The sequence below is a fragment of the Actinoplanes sp. 13 genome, from assembly GCF_056134165.1.
In genome coordinates this window covers 51,984-71,831 of record NZ_JBVYOQ010000032.1, presented here as the reverse complement: position 1 = coordinate 71,831, position 19,848 = coordinate 51,984, and the positions used below count along the sequence as shown (strand labels likewise).

The 19,848-nt window shown below is 72.6% G+C and carries 16 protein-coding genes and 1 riboswitch; of the genes, 7 read left to right on the top strand and 9 right to left on the bottom strand.

The genetic code is table 11. The features are described from left to right. Positions 1 to 202 precede the first annotated feature (202 nt). Positions 203 to 724 carry a hypothetical protein gene (locus tag AC0NH5_RS36920; RefSeq protein ID WP_474411962.1) on the top strand — a complete coding sequence of 174 codons (522 nt, stop codon included), beginning with the start codon at positions 203 to 205 and terminating at the stop codon, positions 722 to 724. Between the two features lie 287 nt (positions 725 to 1,011). Next, entirely contained in the window at positions 1,012 to 2,499 is a 1,488-nt protein-coding gene (locus AC0NH5_RS36915; RefSeq protein WP_474411960.1) for a glutamate-cysteine ligase family protein, read from the top strand. Here the strand turns inward: AC0NH5_RS36915 and AC0NH5_RS36910 are convergent. From AC0NH5_RS36910 to AC0NH5_RS36875, 8 genes are all read right to left on the bottom strand, one after another. After that, positions 2,483 to 2,848 (bottom strand): cobalamin biosynthesis protein, encoded by a 366-nt coding sequence (locus tag AC0NH5_RS36910; RefSeq protein WP_474411958.1) that lies wholly within the window; start codon positions 2,846 to 2,848, stop codon positions 2,483 to 2,485. The two genes, AC0NH5_RS36915 and AC0NH5_RS36910, sit on opposite strands and share 17 nt — an antisense overlap. After that, the gene (locus AC0NH5_RS36905) at positions 2,845 to 4,179 is read right to left on the bottom strand and encodes a cobyrinate a,c-diamide synthase (RefSeq protein ID WP_474411956.1); all 1,335 of its coding nucleotides are present in this window, start codon (positions 4,177 to 4,179) and stop codon (positions 2,845 to 2,847) included. Before AC0NH5_RS36905 ends, AC0NH5_RS36910 begins: the two co-directional genes overlap by 4 nt. Continuing rightward, a complete protein-coding gene (gene cobO / locus AC0NH5_RS36900) occupies positions 4,173 to 4,772 on the bottom strand; it encodes a cob(I)yrinic acid a,c-diamide adenosyltransferase (protein ID WP_474411954.1) in 600 nt (199 codons plus the stop codon). The genes AC0NH5_RS36905 and cobO overlap by 7 nt, the downstream gene beginning before the upstream one ends. Before the next feature lie 342 nt (positions 4,773 to 5,114). Further along, the gene (locus tag AC0NH5_RS36895) at positions 5,115 to 7,346 is read right to left on the bottom strand and encodes a VWA domain-containing protein (RefSeq protein ID WP_474411952.1); all 2,232 of its coding nucleotides are present in this window, start codon (positions 7,344 to 7,346) and stop codon (positions 5,115 to 5,117) included. 56 nt (positions 7,347 to 7,402) lie between these two features. Beyond that, a riboswitch (cobalamin riboswitch) is annotated at positions 7,403 to 7,526 on the bottom strand. Positions 7,527 to 7,699: 173 nt separating this feature from the next. Then, positions 7,700 to 9,259 (bottom strand): gluconokinase, encoded by a 1,560-nt coding sequence (locus AC0NH5_RS36890; RefSeq protein WP_474411950.1) that lies wholly within the window; start codon positions 9,257 to 9,259, stop codon positions 7,700 to 7,702. A gap of 13 nt (positions 9,260 to 9,272) precedes the next feature. Then, positions 9,273 to 9,770: an SRPBCC family protein gene (locus AC0NH5_RS36885; protein ID WP_474411948.1), complete on the bottom strand. Its 498-nt coding sequence runs from the start codon at positions 9,768 to 9,770 to the stop codon at positions 9,273 to 9,275. Then, positions 9,767 to 10,069, bottom strand: a complete 303-nt coding sequence (locus AC0NH5_RS36880; protein WP_474411946.1) for an ArsR/SmtB family transcription factor — start codon at positions 10,067 to 10,069, stop codon at positions 9,767 to 9,769. Before AC0NH5_RS36880 ends, AC0NH5_RS36885 begins: the two co-directional genes overlap by 4 nt. Before the next feature lie 74 nt (positions 10,070 to 10,143). Further along, the gene (locus AC0NH5_RS36875; protein WP_474411944.1) at positions 10,144 to 11,427 is read right to left on the bottom strand and encodes a citrate synthase; all 1,284 of its coding nucleotides are present in this window, start codon (positions 11,425 to 11,427) and stop codon (positions 10,144 to 10,146) included. 173 nt (positions 11,428 to 11,600) lie between these two features. Between AC0NH5_RS36875 and AC0NH5_RS36870 the strand changes: the two genes are divergently transcribed. Beyond that, a complete protein-coding gene (locus tag AC0NH5_RS36870) occupies positions 11,601 to 12,449 on the top strand; it encodes a universal stress protein (protein WP_474411942.1) in 849 nt (282 codons plus the stop codon). A 116-nt stretch (positions 12,450 to 12,565) separates the two neighbouring features. After that, positions 12,566 to 14,896 (top strand): putative bifunctional diguanylate cyclase/phosphodiesterase, encoded by a 2,331-nt coding sequence (locus tag AC0NH5_RS36865; protein WP_474411940.1) that lies wholly within the window; start codon positions 12,566 to 12,568, stop codon positions 14,894 to 14,896. A 65-nt stretch (positions 14,897 to 14,961) separates the two neighbouring features. Here the strand turns inward: AC0NH5_RS36865 and AC0NH5_RS36860 are convergent, their stop codons facing one another. Then, on the bottom strand, positions 14,962 to 15,597 hold the full coding sequence (locus tag AC0NH5_RS36860; RefSeq protein WP_474411938.1) for a hypothetical protein: 636 nt from the start codon (positions 15,595 to 15,597) through the stop codon (positions 14,962 to 14,964). Between the two features lie 323 nt (positions 15,598 to 15,920). Between AC0NH5_RS36860 and AC0NH5_RS36855 the strand changes: the two genes are divergently transcribed. The 3 genes from AC0NH5_RS36855 to AC0NH5_RS36845 all read left to right on the top strand — a co-directional run bounded on the left by AC0NH5_RS36855 (position 15,921) and on the right by AC0NH5_RS36845 (position 19,572). Then, positions 15,921 to 16,694, top strand: coding sequence for an exodeoxyribonuclease III (locus AC0NH5_RS36855; RefSeq protein ID WP_474411936.1), 774 nt, complete (start codon positions 15,921 to 15,923; stop codon positions 16,692 to 16,694). A 74-nt stretch (positions 16,695 to 16,768) separates the two neighbouring features. Further along, on the top strand, positions 16,769 to 18,520 hold the full coding sequence (locus AC0NH5_RS36850; RefSeq protein ID WP_474411934.1) for a PP2C family protein-serine/threonine phosphatase: 1,752 nt from the start codon (positions 16,769 to 16,771) through the stop codon (positions 18,518 to 18,520). Next, positions 18,517 to 19,572 (top strand): cobalamin B12-binding domain-containing protein, encoded by a 1,056-nt coding sequence (locus AC0NH5_RS36845; protein ID WP_474411932.1) that lies wholly within the window; start codon positions 18,517 to 18,519, stop codon positions 19,570 to 19,572. Before AC0NH5_RS36850 ends, AC0NH5_RS36845 begins: the two co-directional genes overlap by 4 nt. The last annotated feature ends 276 nt before the right edge of the window (positions 19,573 to 19,848 follow it).

The window sequence follows — 19,848 nt, the reverse complement described above, 5'->3', positions numbered from 1 at the left end:
GGCCTCGCCGGGAACACGCGGCCCGTAGACAAGTTCACCCCCTCAGGGGTACATGGAGGGCACGTTTCCGCTTTTCACCGCAAATCGTCGGGATTCGGCGCGGAGAAGCCGGATGAAGAGGTAAGCAGAGGGTCGCATTCACTCACGGTGCTTATTCAAGTTCTCTCCGTAATATTGAGGGACATCCAGGAGGTGACCCCCCATGGACGACACCGAACTGCACCGCGAGCGGATCCTCCGGCACGTCAGTCCGATCATCACCGGCCGGTTCCTGGGCTTCCAGGCGTCGTACACGCGTGAGATCCAGATCGGCAGGCCCCTCGCCGTCGCGGTGTTCATCGCGGCCGGCATCGCCCAGCTGATCGGCTCGCTGCTGCGGATGAAACCGGCGCGGCGCACCCTCAAAGAACTCCGGAAGGGCCCGGAGTTCCTGGTCACGCCGGTCCGGCTGCGCGACGACCTGGGCCAGACGTACGAGATCGAGATGCACGGGCAGCTCCCGCAGTCGGCGCTGCACCGGGGCGACCTCGTTCAGGTGCGCACCCAGCCGCAGGCCGACCGGACGCTGCCGGTGAAGCTGCTGCAGGTGGTGAACCTGACCACCATGCAGCCCCTCACGCCGCGCATCCCGACCCGCTGGTCGCACCTCGGCCCGGCCCTGTTGCTGCAGGCGGCGGCGGGTCTGACGATCGCCGGGGCGGTGCTCGCGTTCTGGCTGCGGTGAGCAGCTGACGGTGCCGGCGAAGCCTGCCGGTGAGCAGCGAACCGGGCGGCGAGGGTAGAACGAGGGCCTGGGCGGGTAACGGCCCGACCATGTTCGACGAACACGAGCGCTCCCCGCGCGCAACCAGCGGCGACCCGTTGGCCATCTGGCGAGAATGGACGGTGGCCACGATGGGAACCGCGAGCGGCAGCGGTCATCATATGGCCGAGGGGATCCCCGACGCGCGGCTCGAGCCGCGCGGCCGCACGGTCTCCCGGCTCCGCTGACGGCTCGAGAGGTGGTGCGCGGTGGGCGAGAAAGTCGATCAGACCAACTTCACCCGTGAGGACCGGACCCGGTACAGGCAGAAGATCCGGCGCAGTCTGGACGTCTTCGCGACCATGCTGCGGGAGTCCCGCTTCGAGTTCGAGCGGCCGATGACCGGGATGGAGATCGAGCTCAACCTCATCGACGACGCGGCCGATCCGGCCATGCGCAACGCCGAGGTGCTGGGCGCGATCGCCGACCCGGACTTCCAGACCGAGCTCGGCCAGTTCAACATCGAGATCAACCTGCCACCCCGGCGGCTGGCCGGCGACGACTTCGCCGAGCTGGAGCGCAGCCTGCGGGCCAGCCTCAACCAGGCGGAACGCAAGGCGCGGACGGCCGGGACGCACATGGTCACCATCGGCATCCTGCCCACCCTGCGCCGGGAGCACCTGACCGGCGCGTCGCTCACCGCGAACCCGCGATACCAACTGCTCAACGAGCAGATCTTCGCGGCCCGCGGCGAGGACCTGGACATCCGCATCGACGGCGTGGACCGGCTGGCGGTGACCACCGACAGCATCGTGCCGGAGGCGGCCTGCACCAGCACCCAGTTCCACCTGCAGGTGAGCCCGGCGCAGTTCGCGGCGTACTGGAACGCCTCGCAGATCGTGGCCGGCGTGCAGCTGGCGCTCGGCGCCAACTCGCCGCTGCTGCTCGGCCGGGAGCTGTGGCGGGAGACCCGCATCCCGCTGTTCGAGCAGGCCACCGACACCCGGTCGGAAGAGATCCAGGCCCAGGGGGTACGACCTCGCGTGTGGTTCGGCGAGCGCTGGATCACCAGCGTGTTCGACCTGTTCGAGGAGAACGTGCGCTACTTCCCGGCACTGCTGCCGATCTGCGACGAGGACGACCCGACCGACATCCTGGAACGCGGCGACATCCCGGAGCTGAGCGAGCTGCGGCTGCACAACGGGACGGTGTACCGCTGGAACCGGCCGATCTACGCGGTGGTCAACGGGCGCCCGCACCTGCGGGTGGAGAACCGGGTGCTGCCGGCCGGCCCGACGGTCGCCGACACGATCGCCAACGCGGCGTTCTATTACGGCCTGGTGCGGACGCTCGCCGAGGCGGACCGTCCGATCTGGAGCCAGATGAGTTTCCGGGCGGCCGAGGAGAACTTCCACAACTGCGCCCGGCACGGCATCGACGCGAGCGTGTTCTGGCCCGGCCACGGCACCGTGCCGGTCACCGAGCTGGTGCTGCGCCGGCTGCTGCCGCAGGCCGCGGCCGGCCTGGACCTGTGGGGCGTCTCCCCGACCCACCGCGACCGGTTGCTCGGCATCATCGAGCAGCGCTGCCTGCTGCACCGCAACGGCGCGTCCTGGCAGGTGGAGACGCTGCACGGGCTGGAGGCGCAGGGCCAGGACCGGCAGCGGGCGCTGCACGAGATGCTGCGCCGCTATCTGCCGCTGATGCACGAGAACATCCCTGTGCACGAGTGGCCGTCCCTCAAGCAGCAGGGCTGACCCCGACCGCGACGGTCACCGCGGGGAACACCTGTTTCGCGACGATCAGCCGGGCGGCCGGCCCGGCGGCCAGCAGCGCGGCCGCCTCGGCCACACTCGGCGTGCCGGCCAGTTCAGCGACGGCCCGGCTCGGGTGGCTGACCGGCCGCCCGGCCAGTTCCGCGGCGGAATACAGAACCAGCCGCCAGCCGTACGCGGTGGCCAGGTCGCGCACCTCGCCCGCCCGGCGGTCGATCGTGGCCAGCACGGCCACCCGCTCCACCGGCAGCCCGGCCGCGGCCAGCGTCGCCAGCACCGGACCGGCGACCTGCGCCCCGGCCCGGGCGCCCACGCCGACCACGAGCGTCACAAGGAGGACACCAGCCGGGACGTGAGGCCGGGCACCCCCGCCCAGTGCAGGTGCAGATAGGAGGCGTGCACCCGCGGCGTCGCGAACCCCTCCGGATCGGCGCCCCGCCACGCCCACGCCGCCCCGCCGGCCGGCGACAGCAGCAGGCCCGACCGTGGATGCACCGTGGTCCGGTGGAACTCGTGGCCGGTCACCCGCAGCCCGGCCGGCCCGAGCGGGCTCTCCGTCAGCGCCACCGCGTCCCGGTATCCCAGGGTCAGCGTCGGTGTCATGGCCGCGTCCGCGTCCAGCACCCCGCACATCGGCTGCCCGTCCAGGGTGCGGCACAGCCAGAGCAGTCCCGCGCACTCCGCCACGATCGGGCCGGTCAGTGCCGCCACACTCGCCCGGAGCGGCACGTTCGCCGACAGCTCGGACGCGTAGACCTCCGGGAAACCGCCGCCGACGACCAGCGCCCGGGTGCCCGGCGGCAGCTTCTCGTCCCGCAACGGATCCACGACGACCACCTCCGCCCCGGCCGCGGCCAGCAGTTCCGGCGTCTCCGCGTACGAGAACGAGAAAGCCGGGCCACCGGCCAGCGCGACCACCGGGCGGCCCGGCGCCGGCTCCCCGGCCGACGGGCTCCACGGCTCGACGGTGAGCGCCGGCGCCGACCGCGCGATCGCCGCCACCGCGTCCAGATCGACCGACGCCGTGATCAGCTCGGCGAGCGCGTCCACCGTCTGCCGTGCCTCCGCCCGCCGCTCGGCCGCCGGCACCAGCCCGAGGTGCCGCGACGGCGCGGCCACCGCGTCGGCCCGGCGCAGCGCGCCCAGCACCGGCGTGCCGACCTCCTCGCACGCCTCCCGCAGGATCGACTCGTGCCGGTCGGAGCCGACCCGGTTCAGGATAACCCCGGCCATCCGCACGGTGCCGAAGCTGCGGAACCCGTGCACCACCGCGGCGATCGATCGCCCCTGCGCGGCCGCGTCCACCACCAGGATCACCGGCGCGTCCAGCAGCGCCGCGACCTGCGCCGTCGACCCGCGCTCACCGGCGCCGGTCCGCCCGTCGTAGAGGCCCATCACCCCCTCGACGACCGCCAGCTCGGCACCGGCGGCGCCGTGCGCGAACAACGGCCCGATCAGCTCCTCGCCGACCATCACCGGGTCCAGGTTGCGCCCCGGCCGCCCCGCCGCGAGAGCGTGATAGCCCGGGTCGATGTAGTCCGGCCCCACCTTGAACGGCGCCACCGCGACCCCGCGCCGCGCGAACGCCGCCAGCAGCCCGGTCGCCACGGTCGTCTTCCCGTGCCCGGAGGCCGGCGCCGCGATCACCACCCGCCCTACCATTCGATGCCCTGCTGCCCCTTGCGCCCCGCGTCCATCGGATGCTTCACCTTCGTCATCTCGGTCACCAGATCGGCCGCCGCGATCAGGTCCGGGTGCGCGTCCCGGCCGGTGATCACCACGTGCTGCGTCCCCGGCCGGTTCGCCATCGTCTCGATCACGTCGTGCACGTCCACCCAGCCCCACTTCATCGGATAGGTGAACTCGTCCAGCACATAGAACTTGTAGGTCTCCGCCGCCAGATCCCGCTTGATCTGCGCCCAGCCCTCCGCGGCCTCCGCGGCGTGGTCGCGCTCGGTGCCGGCCCGCTGGATCCAGGACCAGCCCTCACCCATCTTGTGCCAGGTGACGGGTGTCCCGTTGACACCGTTCAGGGCCTTCAGGGCGGCCTCCTCGCCGACCTTCCACTTCTCCGACTTCACGAACTGGAAGACCCCGATCGGCCACCCCGCGTTCCAGGCGCGCAACGCCATCCCGAACGCGGCCGTCGACTTGCCCTTGCCCGGCCCGGTGTGCAGCGCGAACACCGCCTGGCGCCGGCGCTGACGCGTCGTCAGCCCGTCATCGGGCACGGTGGTGACTTTCCCTTGCGGCATGCCAAACCCTTTCCGGTACGCGTAACCGATCAGTCCCGCAGGCCTCGCCCGGCCCGCCTCCCCGCGTCCACTCCCCACGCGCCCGCACGCACCCGCCCGAGCGCCCCACCCGCCCGAGCGCCCCCACCCTCCGGCCGCCCGCGCCGCGCACCCTGCGCGCCGGCCCGAGCGTGGTGATTTAAGGCGCGCTACGCACCTCAACTTCACACGCACCCGCGTGCCAGGCGGAGTGTGGGGAGTCAGGGTGCGTAACGCACCTCAACGTCACACACACCCGCGTGCCAGGCGGAGTGTGGGGAGTCAGGGTGCGTAACGCACCTCAACTTCACACACTTGGTCGGGCTAGGCGGCGCGACGGTCGGGGCGGGGTGTGGTGGCTTCGAGTCGGTCGAGGGGCATCACTTCGGCGTTCAGGGCGGCGGCGAGCCGGCGGGCCTGGCCCAGCCGGACCGGACCCGACTCGCAGTCGACGACCACCGTGGACACTCCGGTCAGGGCCGGCGCCATCAGCACCGGATCCGGGCCGCTCGTCGACCGCCCGTCGGTGACCACGACGAGCAGCGGCCGGCGACGCGGGTCCCGCCGCCGCTCGGTGGCGATGGTCGTGGCCGCCGCCCGCAGGCCGGCCGCGAGCGGGGTGCGCCCACCGGTGCGCAGGGCCGCCAGCCGCATCACCCCGACCTCGTGGCTGGACGTCGGCGGCAGCACCACCTCGGCCGTACTCCCCCGGAACGTGATCATCCCGATCCGGTCCCGCCGCTGGTAGGCGTCCCGCAGCAACGACAGCACGGCCGTCTTCACCAGGGTCATCCGCTTGCGCGCGGCCATCGAGCCGGACGCGTCCACGACGAAGAGCACGAGGTTCGCCTCCCGCCCGACGTGCACCGATTCCCGCAGGTCCCGTGGCGACACCTGGAAAAGCCGGCCCGCCCGCTCAGTCCCCGCCGCCGCACGGCGGTCCAGCGCACCCTGATCCGGCGCGCCCCGATCCAGCGCACCCCGATCCAACGTGCCTCGGTCCAGCGCACCCCGATCCAGCACGCCCCGATCCAGCACGCCCCGATCCAGCGCCGCGCGCAACGTGGCGAAGAGATGGGGCGCTCCGGAGAGCTTGCCCTGCGGCACCCGGCTGCCCACGACACGGCCGCGACGGGCCAGCGCCGGCGAGCGACGACCCGCGTGACCACCCTCGCCACGACGGGACACGCGCAGCGTGCGGGTGCGGTAGGCGGCTCCGGCACCGGCCACGGCGCCCACTGTGGACGGCTGGCCGGCGTCCGCGTCCGACGGGGCCGAGCCGTTGGACGGCGGTGTGCTCACGTCCGTACCCCCGTCGGGGGAGCCTGCGCCCCGTGGCCCGCCACCGTCGCGCGGACCTCGCCGGCCGCCTCCGCCCCCGCCGTCAGGCGGTCCGTCACCGTCAGGATCGTCGCCGTGTTCCGCCGAGCCGTTCGGGTTGCCGTCCGGACCGGCGGCGTCCGAGCCGGCAGCCGGGTCGGCGGCGTCACGGTCGGCGTCCGCGGTCTGGCGTTCCTGCTCGGCCCGGTCCTCCTCGGCCTGGCGTTCGGCCTCGGCGAGGGCCTCCTCCAGCTTCTGCTCATCGGTGCCGGGCGGATCCAGCGGATCGGTGCGGCGGCGGTGCGGCAGGGCCAGGCGGGCGGCGTCGCGCACGTCGTCCGCGGTGACCACGGTCCGGCCGTGCCAGGCTGCCAGCGCCACCGCGCAGCGGGCCACCACGATGTCGGCGCGCATCCCGTCGACGCCGTAGGCGAGGCACACCCGGGCGATCCGGTCGAGCTCGGTGTCGGGCAGGGTGACCGACGGCAGCTGGGCGCGGGCCGCGGCGATCCGGGCGGCGAGGTCACGCTCGGCGCCGGTGAAGCGGGTCGCGAAACCGGCGGGATCCAACTCGTAGGCGAGGCGGCGGCGCACCACCTCGGCGCGCAGCGCCGCGTCGCGGGGCGCGGCCACCGTGACCACCAGGCCGAACCGGTCGACGAGCTGCGGGCGCGGCTCGCCCTCCTCCGGGTTCATGGTGCCGACCAGCAGGAACCGGGCGGCGTGCTTGACCGAGACGCCGTCGCGCTCGACGTGCGCGCGGCCCATCGCGGCGGCGTCCAGCAGCAGGTCGACCAGGTGGTCGGGAAGCAGGTTGACCTCGTCGACGTAGAGCACGCCGCGGTGGGCGGCGGCGAGCAGGCCGGGCTCGTAGGCCTTGACCCCGTCGCTGAGCGCGCGCTGCAGGTCCAGCGTGCCGACCACCCGGTCCTCGGTGGCGCCGACGGGCAGCTCCACCAGGGTGGCGGGTCGCGCGGCGGCCGGCCCGGCCGCCGGGTGCGGGCCGTCCGGGCAGCCCGGGTCGGGTGCGCCGGGGTCGCAGGCGAACCGGCAGCCCGGCACCACCGTGACCTCGGGCAGCAGGGCGGCGAGGGCACGGACGACGGTGCTCTTGGCGGTGCCCTTCTCGCCGCGCACCAGCACCCCGCCGACGGCGGGTGAGACGGCGGTGAGCAGGAGCGCCAGGCGCAGGTCGTCGAGGCCGACCACGGCCGAGAACGGGTACGGACTCGTCACGGAGATCCCTTCCGGCGGGTGTCCACGCCCGCGCGTCGGTTGGCACGAGCGGCCGGAGTCTCCTGACTCCCGGATCGACGTCTCCCGCTCGCCTTCCGGCCGTCGCAGGCCGTGGCGCTGGGTAGCGGGTCGCTCCCCGGTCACAGTGGCGGGACCGTCCCGGACTCGCACCGGGTTCCTCCGCAACCGCTCGCCGGTCACTCTTTCCTACCGCCGGGCCGCCCGTCAACGCGGGTTCCGTCACCCCGCCCCGGTGTGTGGAGTTGCGGCTCGAATCGGACCGCAACTTCACACACAACCGGGCCACCACGGCGGCTCGAATCGGACCGCAACTTCACACACGGGGGTGCGGGTCAGGCTCCTCGGCCGACGGCCTTCTCGGTGCTCGGCAGCGGCTCCGGGGCGAGCCGGTCCAACTCGGTGACCACGTCCAGCACCGCCAGCGCGGAACGCTCCACCAACGGCCGCCACCGTTGGTAGAGCTCGGCCGCCACCGGGTCCGGCTGCACCGGCTCGCGGGCCGGCACCAGCGCGGCCGCCTGGTCCAGGTCGGGCAGTGACCCGAGGGCGTGCCAGGCCAGCAGGCAGGCACCCAGCCCGGTGCCCTCCGGAGTGTCGGCCACCGCGACCGGCAGGTCCATCGCCGCGGCCAGCACATCGACCCACAGGTCGGAGGCGACCGCCCCGCCGGTGGCCCGGATCTCGGTGATCGGGTGCCCCTCCGCGTCGAACGAGTCACGGACCAGGGCCAGCTGCTGGCAGACGCCCTCGACGGCGGCCCGGACCAGGTGCGGCCGGCCGTGCTCGCGGCGCAGCCCCAGATAGGCGCCGCGCATCCCGGGCCGCCACCACGGGGCCCGTTCGCCCAGCAGGTATGGCAGGCAGAGCAGGCCCTCGCTGCCGGGCTCCACCTCGGCCGCCTCGCGGAGCAGGTCGGCGTCGCGGTCGTCGGCCGCCTCACCGGCCGCCCCGGCCTCGGTCATGGCGTGGGCGGCCCAGCGCACCACCGAGCCGGCGTTGTTGACGGCGCCACCGATCACCCAGCGGTCCTCGGTGAGGGCGTAGCAGAACAGCCGGCCGGCGGCGTCGGTAGTGGGCCGGTCGACGAGCGTGCGCAGGGCGCCGCTGGTGCCGAGCGAGACCGCCGCCACGCCGGGCGGGGTGGCGCCGACCCCGAGGTTGGCGAGCGGCCCGTCGGCGGCGCCGATGATCAGTGGGGTGTCCGCGGGCAGCCCCGCGGCGGAGGCGATCTCCGGGCGCAGGCGCAGGCGGGAGGTGGTCGGCACGACCTCGGCGAGTTGCTCAGGTCGTACCCCCGAGATCTTCAGAGCCTCGTCGTCCCACCGCCTGGAGTGGATGTCGTAGAGGCCGGTGCCCGAGGCGACCGACAGGTCGACGAGGAACGGCGCGTCGCTCAGCGCGGCGAGCAGCAGCTCCTTGACGCCGCCCCAGCGCGGCGTGCCGCGCAGCGTGTCCGGGTCGGTGGCGGACCACCAGGCCAGCTTGGTCATCGGCGACATCGGGTGCACCGGTGTGCCGGTGCGCGCCTGCAGCACCTTGCCCGCGCCGTCGGCCACGATGCGCTCCCACTGCTCGGCCGATCGCCCGTCCGCCCAGGTGATCACCGGGCCGAGCGGGCGGCCGTCGCCGTCCATCGGGACCAGCGCGTGCAGGAAGGCGCTGAGCCCGATGCCGGCCACCCGGTCGCCACGCTCGCGACATTGCGCGGCGATGTCCGTGAGGGCCTGGACCGCGGCCTCGACGAGCTTGCCGGCGTCCAGCTCGGCCCGGCCGGGGCCGGGCACCGAGAGTGGATAGTGCACGCTGGTCTGGGCCCGCAGTTCGCCGGACGCCGCGGCGGCGACGCCCTTGGTCGCGGTGGTCCCGGTGTCGATCCCGATGACGACGTCCAACTCTTTGCCTCCCCTAGCCGGCGAACAGCTTCGCGTAATGGTCGCGCAGCCCTTCCCAGCCGTGTGCCCGGGCCGCCTCTCCGCGAACCGCCTCGACGTCCTCGCCGTCGAGCAGACGCTCCAGCACGTCGGCGCAGAGGTGCCAGCCGGCCGCGACCATCGCCTCGATGCCCTGCTCGCCCGACGTGTGCCGGAGCGTGAGCCGGGTGCCCGCGCCGGACGGCTCCAGCTCCCAGCGCAGCAGGTCGTCACCCCACGAGTGCTCCAGCAGGCGGGGCCGTTCGGCTCGGAGGACGGTGGCCGGCAACTCCTCCCGGGTGTCACCGTCCACCATGGTCAGGGTGGTCTCCCCCGGGGTGCCGAGGTTGCTCGCCGCGGTGAACGGCGCCCACCGGTCGAGCCGCTCCGGCTCGGTCAGCGCCGCCCACACCGTCTCCGGCGGCCGGCGCAGCTCGCGGATGAAGATCAGGGTCCAGCGGTCGCCGGCGGCGACCACGGAGGCCTCGGTCATGACTCCTCCTCCAGATGGCGTTCCAGCGCGTCCAGGTGGTGTGCCCAGAGCCGCCGGTAGGGCGCGAGCCAGGCGTCCAGCTCGCGGAAGGGTCCCGGCTCGAGCCGGTAGATGCGCTGCTGCGCCCGCACGCGTGCGGTGACCACGCCGGCCTCGCGCAGCACCCGCAGGTGCTTGGAGACCGCGGGCTGGCTCAGGCCGAGCGCGGTCACCAGGTCGCCGACGCTGGCCTCGCCGGCGCGCAGCACGTCGGCGATCCGGCGGCGGGCCGGCTCGGCGAGAACCTCCAGAACGTCCATGACCCTCCAGTTATATGCTTTCAGAGGCATACAGTAGCCCGAAAAGAGCCCCGCCGATAGCGGCGGGGCCATTCTCAGCGCTGGTCGAGCGCCACGAAATCGCGGACCGGGGCACCGGTGTAGATCTGCCGCGGGCGGCCGATCTTGTTGGCCGGATCGGTCATCATCTCGCGGTACTGCGCGATCCAGCCGGGGAGCCGGCCGATCGCGAACAGAACGGTGAACATCTTCGTCGGGAAACCCATGGCCTTGTAGATCAGGCCGGTGTAGAAGTCGACGTTCGGGTAGAGCTTGCGGGAGATGAAGTACTCGTCGGAGAGCGCGATCTCCTCGAGCTTGAAGGCGATCTCCAGCAGCGGGTCCGGCGTGTCCAGGGTGGCCAGGACCTCCTGGGCGGCCTTCTTCACGATGGCGGCGCGCGGGTCGTAGTTCTTGTAGACCCGGTGGCCGAAGCCCATCAGCTTGACGCCCTTTTCCTTGTTCTTCACCCGGGTGACGAACGAGTTGACGTCTCCGCCGTCCTTGCGGATCTGCTCGAGCATCTCGAGCACCGCCGCGTTGGCGCCGCCGTGCAGTGGGCCGGAGAGGGCGTTGATGCCGGCCGAGACGGAGGCGAACAGGTTCGCCTGGGCCGAGCCGACGAGGCGCACGCTCGACGTGGAGCAGTTCTGCTCGTGATCGGCGTGCAGGATGAACAGCATGTCGAGGATCTTCGCGACCTTGGGGTCGACGTTGTACTGCACGGTGGGCAGGCCGAACGTCAGGCGCAGGAAGTTCTCGACGTAGTCGAGGCTGTTGTCCGGGTAGGGCAGGGGGTGGCCGATCGACTTCTTGTAGGCGTACGCCGCAATCGTCGGAAGTTTCGCCATCAGGCGGATTGCGGAGATATCAACCTGCTCCTCGTCGAGCGGGTCGAGCGCGTCCTGATAGAACGTGGAGAGCGCGGTGACCGCCGAGGAGAGCACCGACATCGGGTGCGCGTCCCGCGGGAAACTGGAGAAGAACGTGCGCATCTCCTCCTGCAGGAGCGTGTGCACGCGGATCCGGTCACCGAACTCGCGCAGCTGGGTCGCGGTCGGCAGTTCGCCGTTCATCAACAGGTACGAGACCTCGAGGAACGTCGACTTCTCGGCCAGCTGCTCGATCGGATATCCCCGGTACCGGAGGATGCCCTGGTCACCGTCGATGTAAGTGATCGCGGACGTGGTCGACGCCGTGTTCACGAACCCCTGGTCGAGGGTGACGAAGCCGGTCTCCTTGAGCAGAGCACTGACGTCGATGCCGCCCGGCCCGTCGACGGCCTTGCGGACCGACATCGACAATTGGCCACCGGGGTGGTCGAGCTTGACATCCGTCATGTATTTCCCTCACTTCACCGGCAGATGTCTCGAAGATTTTGCCGTTCACCGTAAACCCTCAACCTGAATGGGTCATCAGGTGGCCACCTGTTGAGGCATTGGTCACCAGTACGTATGGACCGTTGCGCCATAGACAATGGTCGGTATATTGCCGCCTTGTTACGGGAGGACCCATGCAGATCCCTGCTCAGGGACCGGTGGTGGTCGGCGTCGACGGAAGCCCGGCCGCATCGGCAGCCGTGCGTCTCGCCGCGCGGGAGGCGCTCTCCCGCGGCCGGATGCTGCATGTCGTGCACGCTTTCACCTGGCCCGGTAACACGGAAAGCCGGCCCGGTGGCACTGATTTCGGCCGGGCCCGCCGGGCCGCCTCACGCGTCGTCGAGGAGGCGGTCGCCACCGCCCAGCGTTCCACACCCGGCGTCCGCGCGCGCGGTCAACTCGTGGATGGGCCGCCGGTCCGGGAGTTGTTGCGGCTCAGCCGCCGCGCTGTCCTGCTCGTCGTGGGCGCCGGCCGGCTGCCGCCCGGCTCGCCGGTGATCGAGGTGGCGGCCCGGGCCTGGTGCCCGGTCGCGGTCACCCGCTGCCCCCGGCCGCCGTCCGGGCCGGTGCTGGCGGCGCTCGACGGCTCGGCCTATGCGGTGCTCGCGCTGCGCTTCGCGGCCGAGGAGGCGGTCCGGCTGGGCAACGCGGTGCACGCCGTGCACATCACCCCCGAGGGCGGCGAGACTGCCGCGGAACGCCTGCTCGACGAGATGCTGGCGGCGGTGCCGGAGACTTCGAGGGTACGCGTGAAGCGTCACGTTCTCACGGGATCCGCCGCCGACGTCCTGCCCCGCGCGGCCGGCCGGGCCGCCCTGGTGGTGCTGGGCCCCCGTGGCTCCCGGGCCGGGACACATCTGGGCCGGGTGGCCGCAGAGGTGCTGCACCGGGGGACCGTGCCGGCCGTCTTCGTGCATGCCGCGCGCGTCCCGTCCCGCCGGGTACCCCCACCCGGGAAGCCCGCACGAACCACTTATCGCTGACGCGCGTCCCGGCCGGGCCGGGCACCGAAGTATCCCGAAAGCGCAACATGGCGAGGTGCCCGGATTGCTACCGTTGATCCCGACATAGGTTTCGGGTACAACGGGAGGAATGCCCGGTGCGGTCCGCCCTTCCGCCCCCGGTCGCCCGGCGGCTCTGGCAAGTCATGGCCGCCGGCGGCGTCCTGGCCACCGTCCTCTACACGCTGTTCTCGACGTCGGCGACCGGCACGGTGAGTTTCCTGCTGCTCGGCGTCGCCGTCGTGGTGGCGTGCTACGCCGGTCCCCGCCGCTGGGGCGCCCAGCCGACCACCGCATGGCTGCTGGTCTGCGGGGCCGCGCTGCTGCTGCTGATCGGCGTGGTGATCCGGCCGACCGTCACCGAGCTGCCCATGCCGTGGCCGCTGCTGGCCGACGTCACGAGCTTCAGCGGGTACGTCCTGCTCGCCGTCTTCCTGGCGATGCTGCTGCGCAGCCGGGAGAGCCTGGACCGGCACGCGATAATAGACGGGCTGATCGTCTGCCTGGCGACCGGCGTCACCAGCACCGTGATGCTGGCCCTGCCCGCCGCCCGGATCCCGGGCCGCTCGGACGTGCTGTCGGCGATCCAGGGCACGTACCCGCTGCTCGACGTGATGCTGCTGCTGCTGATCGTCAACCTGACCTTCACCGCGAAGACCTGGCCGCTGAGCCTGTTCACGCTGGCCGGCACGATGGCCATGATCTTCGTCGGCGACGCGGCGTACGCCATCGTCGGGGTGAGCGGCAAGATCTACGCGTCGCCGCTGCTCAACGTGCCGTTCCTGCTCGCGTACACGCTGCTCGGGGTGGCCGCGCTGCACCCGTCGGTGGTGGAGCTGAGCCGAGCCGCCCGGCCACCGGTGCAGGCCTGGTCGGCGCGGCGCATGGCGCTGCTGCTGCCCGCGCTGGTGCTGCCGTTCGGCGTCCTCGTCACCCATCGGGCGAGCGGCGCCGTGGAACGGGTGCTGATCGCGATCGCCGGCCTGGCCATCGTCGGGCTGCTCCTGCTGCGCGCCACCTCGGCGGTGCAGGCGCAGGTCGCCGCCCAGCTGCACTCCGAGCACCAGGCCACCCACGACCCGCTCACCGGGCTGCCGAACCGGGTGTCCATGTCGGCCGAGATCGAGCGCCTGGTCACCGTGGCCGAGCCGGAGGGGCACGACCGGGTCTGGGTCTACATGCTCGACCTGGACGGCTTCAAGTGGGTCAACGACTCCTGGGGCCACGACACCGGTGACCAGCTGGTGATCGAGGTCGGCCGCCGGCTGCGCGCCGCGGTGCCGCACAGCATCCCGGTGGCCCGGGTCGGCGGCGACGAGTTCCTGCTCACCTTCGTCGGCGAGAAGGGCGCGGCGCTGCGCCTGGTCGACGACATCCGCGGCTGCTTCACCCGCGCCTTCCCGGTTCGCGACACCGAGGTCGTGATCAGCGCGTCGATCGGCATCGCGCACGCGGCCGGCGACGTGGCCCGCGCCGCGGTCACCGCCGAGGCCCTGATGCGTGACGCCGACACCGCGATGTACCGGGCCAAGGGCGAGGGACCGGGCCGTTCCACCATCTTCGACACCTCGATGCACGCCCAGGTCCGCGAGCGCATCGAGCTCGAGGTGGCGCTGCGGGCGGCCCTCGCCGACGACCAGCTGCATGTGGCGTACCAGCCGATCGTGCGCCTGGAGACCGGCGTCCCGGTCGGCGCCGAGGCCCTGGTCCGCTGGATGCACCCGGAACGCGGCGCGATCCCGCCGATGACCTTCATCCCGATCGCCGAGGACGCCGGCCTGATCGGCAGCATCGGCACCTGGGTACGCAAGGAGGCGCTGCGACAGCTCGGCGTGTGGCGCTCCGAAGGCGTGGTCAGTGACGACTTCTACCTGTCCATCAACGTGTCGCCGCGCCAGCTCACCGACCCGGAGCTGCCGCTGATCGTCTCCGGCGAGATGCTGCGCTACGGCGTGCCGGCGCAGTGTGTGGCCCTGGAGATGACCGAGTCGGTGATGGTGGACGGTTCCAGCGTCACCTCCCGGGTTCTCTTCGAGCTGCGCGAGCTCGGCGTGAAACTGCTCGTCGACGACTTCGGCACCGGCTTCTCCGCGCTCGGGTACCTGCGCCGCTTCCCGGTCACCGGCGTGAAGATCGACCGGTCGTTCGTGACCGGGCTCGGCGTCAACGTCGAGGACGACGAGATCGTCCGCGCGGTGGTGGCGATGAGCCACGCGCTCGGGCTCAGCGTGATCGCCGAGGGCGTCGAGACCCCGTTGCAGCGGGAGGCGCTGTACGCGGTCGGTGTGGTGAACGGGCAGGGCTGGCTGTGGGGCGCGGCGGTGCCGGCGGCGGAGTTCGCGGAACGGTGGGCGCGCAGCGCGGTGGCGGCCGCCCAGATCGCCGAGAGCGAGGCGGCCGAGGCGCGCCGCATCCGCCGCCCGTACTGACCGGCCCACCCGGTGTGGGGAGTTCGGGTTCGCTGCGCACCGCAACTCCCCACACTGTTCTGCGGTCAGGTGCGGTCGCGCAGGTGGGAGCGGCGCTCGGGCTGGCCCGGGCGGCGCTCCCGGAAGCCGGTGCGGCGTTCGTCGCGGATCGGCATGTTGGGCTTCGGGAACTCGTACATCCAGAACGACTGGGCGTCCAGGCGGGTCGGCTGGGCCCGCCCGGCCACCCGGCCCAGGATCATCGCGATCATGCGGGGCAGCGCGTGCCGCTCCTCGTTGAACGAGCAGATGTCGACGAACACCCGGCCCTCGGCCGCGCCGATCGCCGCGTACATGGCCCGCAACAGCGCGATGAACACACCGGAGCCACGGGCGCCCTTGCGGGCGCCGACGAACACCACGTAGAAGAGCCGCCGCTGGGCGTACAGCTCGGGCCAGTGGTACTCGAAGTACTCCGGCGAGATCAGCGACACCGAGTCCAGGTCGGTGGTCATCACGCCCAGCCCGACCACCGTGCCCTCGCCGTCGAGCCCGACGTACTTGTCGGCCCGCTCGTCGGTCATCAGGTCGTCGAACTCGTCCCGGTAGAGCAGATGCCGGTTGGCCGCCAGGTACCGCAGCTCGTCGAAGGTCTCCCGGTAGAAGTCCCAGGCCTCGTCCAGCATCTCCGCCGGCAGCACCGGCAGCACTTCCACTCGCATCGTCGCCCCCGTGCGCGTTGCCTGTCTCGATGACAAACCTGTCAGGAGCACTGGCGCCGCGAGGGCAACTCCGGCATTATTCGCTCGCGTAATCTGGGTGGGTAAGCCACGTCACACCAGGTCCCAGTGTTCAGATCACCGTCCGGGTGGGGAAAGGCGCAAGGCATGGCAGCTCTGATCGGTGTCGAGTCGGGTCCGCTCTGGGCGATCGCCCTGCTGATGGTGCTGGCCTGCGGCCTCGGCGCCGCCCTGCTGGCCGCCACCCGCCGCCGCTGACGCGCGCCGGTCCGGCGTTCCGGCCCCGGATGCGGCAATCTGGGCGGATGCGCTTCGCCACGTGGAACGTCAACTCGGTCAAGGCCCGGCTGCCCCGCCTGCTCGACTGGCTCGCCGGCACCTCCCCGGACGTCGTCTGCCTGCAGGAGACCAAGGTCGCCGAGGGCGGCTTCCCGGAGCAGGAGGTCGCCGAACTCGGCTACGCCACCGCGGCGTACGGGCAGGGCCGCTGGAACGGGGTCGCCCTGCTCTCCCGGGTGGGCCTCGACGACGTGCGCCGCGGCTTCGACGGCGAGCCCGGCTATCCGGACCCCGAGGCACGGGCGATCAGCGCCCGGTGCGGCGGCATCCGGTTCATGTCGGTGTACGTGCCGAACGGCCGCACGCCCGATGACCCGCACTACGCGTACAAACTGGCCTGGCTCGCCGCCCTGCGCGACGCGCTCGTGCCGGACCTGGCCGCCGGGCCGCTGGTGGTGGCCGGCGACTACAACGTCGCGCCCACCGACGCGGACGTCTGGGACCGGTCGGTGTTCACCGGCTCCACGCACGTCACGCCGCCGGAACGAGCCGCGCTCGCGGCCATCCGCGACCTCGGGCTCACCGACGTGCCGGCCCGCCCGATGAAGGGCGACCACCCGTTCACCTATTGGGATTACCGCGCCGGGATGTTCCACCAGAACAAGGGCATGCGGATCGACCTGGTGTACGCCAGCGCCGACGTCACGGCGCGGGTCAAGGATGCCGTGGTCGACCGGGAGGCGCGCAAGGGCAAGGGCCCCTCCGACCACGCCCCGATCGTGGTCGATCTGGACGGTTGATCCCAAGATCACCAACTGCGGCCCGCCCGATCCGCGGCCGGACGCCGTAGGCTGTGGTGCGATACCTACGGTTCGTGACGAACATCGGCGGGGAGAGACAGGAGGCCATGATGACAGCGCGTACGCCGGCGGGTGCCGGCGAGCCGCTGGCGCCTACGGTCCCGGTCACGCCCGCTCCGGCCCTGCTCCGGGCCGTGTTCGAGGCCTCGACCGAAGCCATGCTGCTGTGCGCGGCTGACGACCACCGCGTCGTGATGGCCAACGCGACAGCGCGGAGGCTGGTCCCCGGCCTGCAGCCGAACCACGACCTCGCCACCGTGCCCCTGCCCGCCCTCAGCCGGGCGACCGCGGAGAACGCCGACTCGTTCCAGTGGCACCACGAGGGACGGCACTTCTACGGCATGCGCCGCGACCTGGACGAGGGCCACTACGCCTGGTTCCTGCGCGACCACACCGAGGAGAACGAGCGGGCCGCCGCCCTGGAGGTGGAGCGGTCCCGCACCGCGTTCCTCGCCGAGGCGGGACGCCGGTTGTCCTCTTCCCTGAACGTGCGCCGCTGCATGCGTACCACCGTGGAACTGGCCGTGGCGCACCTGGCCGACGCCGCCGTGGTGATCCTGCCGTCCAGCCGGCGGCAGAGTTCCTGGGCCCGGCTCGTCCTGAACCGCGGCGTCGAGGACGGCATCCTGCGCCAGACCCGGCTGGACGACGTGCCCGGCCTGGTGGAGGCGCTCGGCGGGTTCCCGCCGATCCCGAGCCGCTGGCTGGACGCCACGCAGGCGCCGGAGTGGCTGTTCCCCGACGACCTCGGCCCGGTCGGCGCCCTGCTGGTCGTGCCGCTGCCCGGCAACGCCGAACCGGCCGGCGCGCTGGTCCTCGCCCGCTACGGCCCCGGCGCCGTGTTCGCCGAGGAGGACGAACTGCTCGCCCGGGTCTTCGCGGCCCGCGCCGGCGCCGCCATCGCGGCCGCCATGCTCTACCGCGAGCAGGTGGACACCACCGCGGTGCTGCAGGCCGACCTGCTGCCGCCGGAGCTGCCGTCACCGGAAGGCTTCGAGCTGACCGGCTCCTACCAGGCCGCCCGCGGCACGCTGCGGATCGGCGGCGACTTCTACGACGTCTTCGGCCCGGCCGGGGACAGCACCGACACGGTGATCGCGCTCGGCGACGTCTGCGGCAGCGGCCCGGAGGCCGCGGTGCTGACCGGGAAGGTACGCCAGACGCTGCGCGCGTTGCGCCTGGTGCAGGCCGGCCCGGAGGCGATGCTGCGGGTCCTCAACGAGGCGCTGCTCCAGTCCGGCGGGCAGCACCGGTTCGTCACGATGGTGGTCGGCTCGGTCAGCCGGATCGACCACGGCCGGGTCCGGCTCGTGCTGGCCAGCGGCGGCCACCCGGCGCCGCTGGTGCTGCGCAACGACGGCACGGTCGAGGAGGTGCCGACCAGCGGGACGCTGATCGGCGTCATGCGCGGCACCGTGGTGCGCCCGGCGACCGTCGAGCTGGCAGCCGGCGAGCTGTGCCTGCTCTACAGCGACGGCCTCACCGAGGCGCGCGGCGGCCCCACCGGCGCCGAGCAGTTCGGCGAGGCACGCCTGTGGCAGGCGCTCACCGAGAGCCGGGGCATGCCCGGCGCGGTCGTCGTGGAACGCATCCGGCAGCTGGTCTCCGACTGGGTGAACGGCGGCGCCCAGGACGACATCGCGATGCTCGCGGTCCGTGCGCCCAGCCGGACGCCGCTCAGCCTGCGCGGCGGCGGCGCGCCCGCCACCTCGCCGTTCATGATCTCCGCCCAGCACGGCAGCCGGCGCACGAGGGCGCGATCATGAGCGCGCCCACCCAGCCGCTGTCGCTCGCCGACCCGCGCCTCGCCGACCACTACCTGAGCCTGATCGGCGACGGCGACGAACGCGGCGCGTCCGACCTGGTCAACGAGCTGCTCGACAACGGCACACCACCACAGCGCATCATCATCGACCTGATCGCGCCCAGCCAGGCCCGGGTCGGCGAACTGTGGGCCGCCAACGACTGGTCGGTCGCCCGGGAACACGCCGCCACCGCGGTCAGCGAACGCGCCCTCGCCGTGGTCGGCGGCCGGACCACGACCCGCCCGACCCGCGGCCGGATCACCCTCGCCTGCGTGGACGGCGAATGGCACGGCCTGCCCGCCCGGATGCTGGCCGAGCTGCTGCGCCTCGACGGCTGGCGGGTCGACTTCCTCGGCGCCAGCGTGCCCGGCCGGCACCTGATCACCCACCTGCACCAGACCGGCCCGGACGCGGTCGCGCTCAGCTGCATGATCCCGATCCGGCTGCCCCGCGCGCACGCCGCCATCACGGCCTGCCGGGCCGCCGGTGTCCCGGTGATCGCCGGCGGCCGCGGCTTCGGCCCCGACGGCCGGTACGCCCAGCGCCTCGGCGCCGACGCGTGGGCCGCCACCGGCGAGGAGGCGGTCACCCGGCTCGCCACCGACTGGCCCCCGCCGTACGTGCCGGACGTCCCGTTCCTGGACGCCGACAGCTTCCTCGGCGACGAGGAATACACGCACCTCGTCCGCTCCCGCCCCCAGCTGATCACCACAGCGATGGGCAGGCTGGCCGCGGCCTATCCGGTGGCCCACCACTACGACCACGGGCAGCTGGAGGCCACCGCCGAGGACCTCGGCCACATCGTCGATTTCCTGGCCGCCGCGCTGTACGTGAGCGAGGACCAGATCTTCACCGACTTCATCGACTGGACCGCCGAGGTTCTGGCGGCCCGTGGGGTTCCGCTCGCCGCGTTGCGGGCCGGGTTGCGCCTGATCCGTGATCAGCTGGTCGACTTCCCGGCGGCGATCGCCATGCTGGACACCGCGACGTCCCGCATCGCCCAGTCCGACTGACCCACCCTGCCCCGCGCCGTCCGCCCTGCCCCGCGCCGTCCGTCCCGGCCCCGCGCCGTCAGTCCCGGCCCTGCCCCGTCCGCGCGCGGCACGGGCCCGTCGGGCACGCCTTCAGGCAGCGTCACGCCACCCTCCCGGCGGCCATCCTGCTAGCCGCCGCTCCCCCGCCGGCCCCTCTCCCCGCCGCCGTCTCTGACGGCTGAATAAATGAGTTGGCGGGTCCACCGGAGTTGTCTACCGTTGGCGCCATGCTGTGATGATTCCCGGATCCGCCCC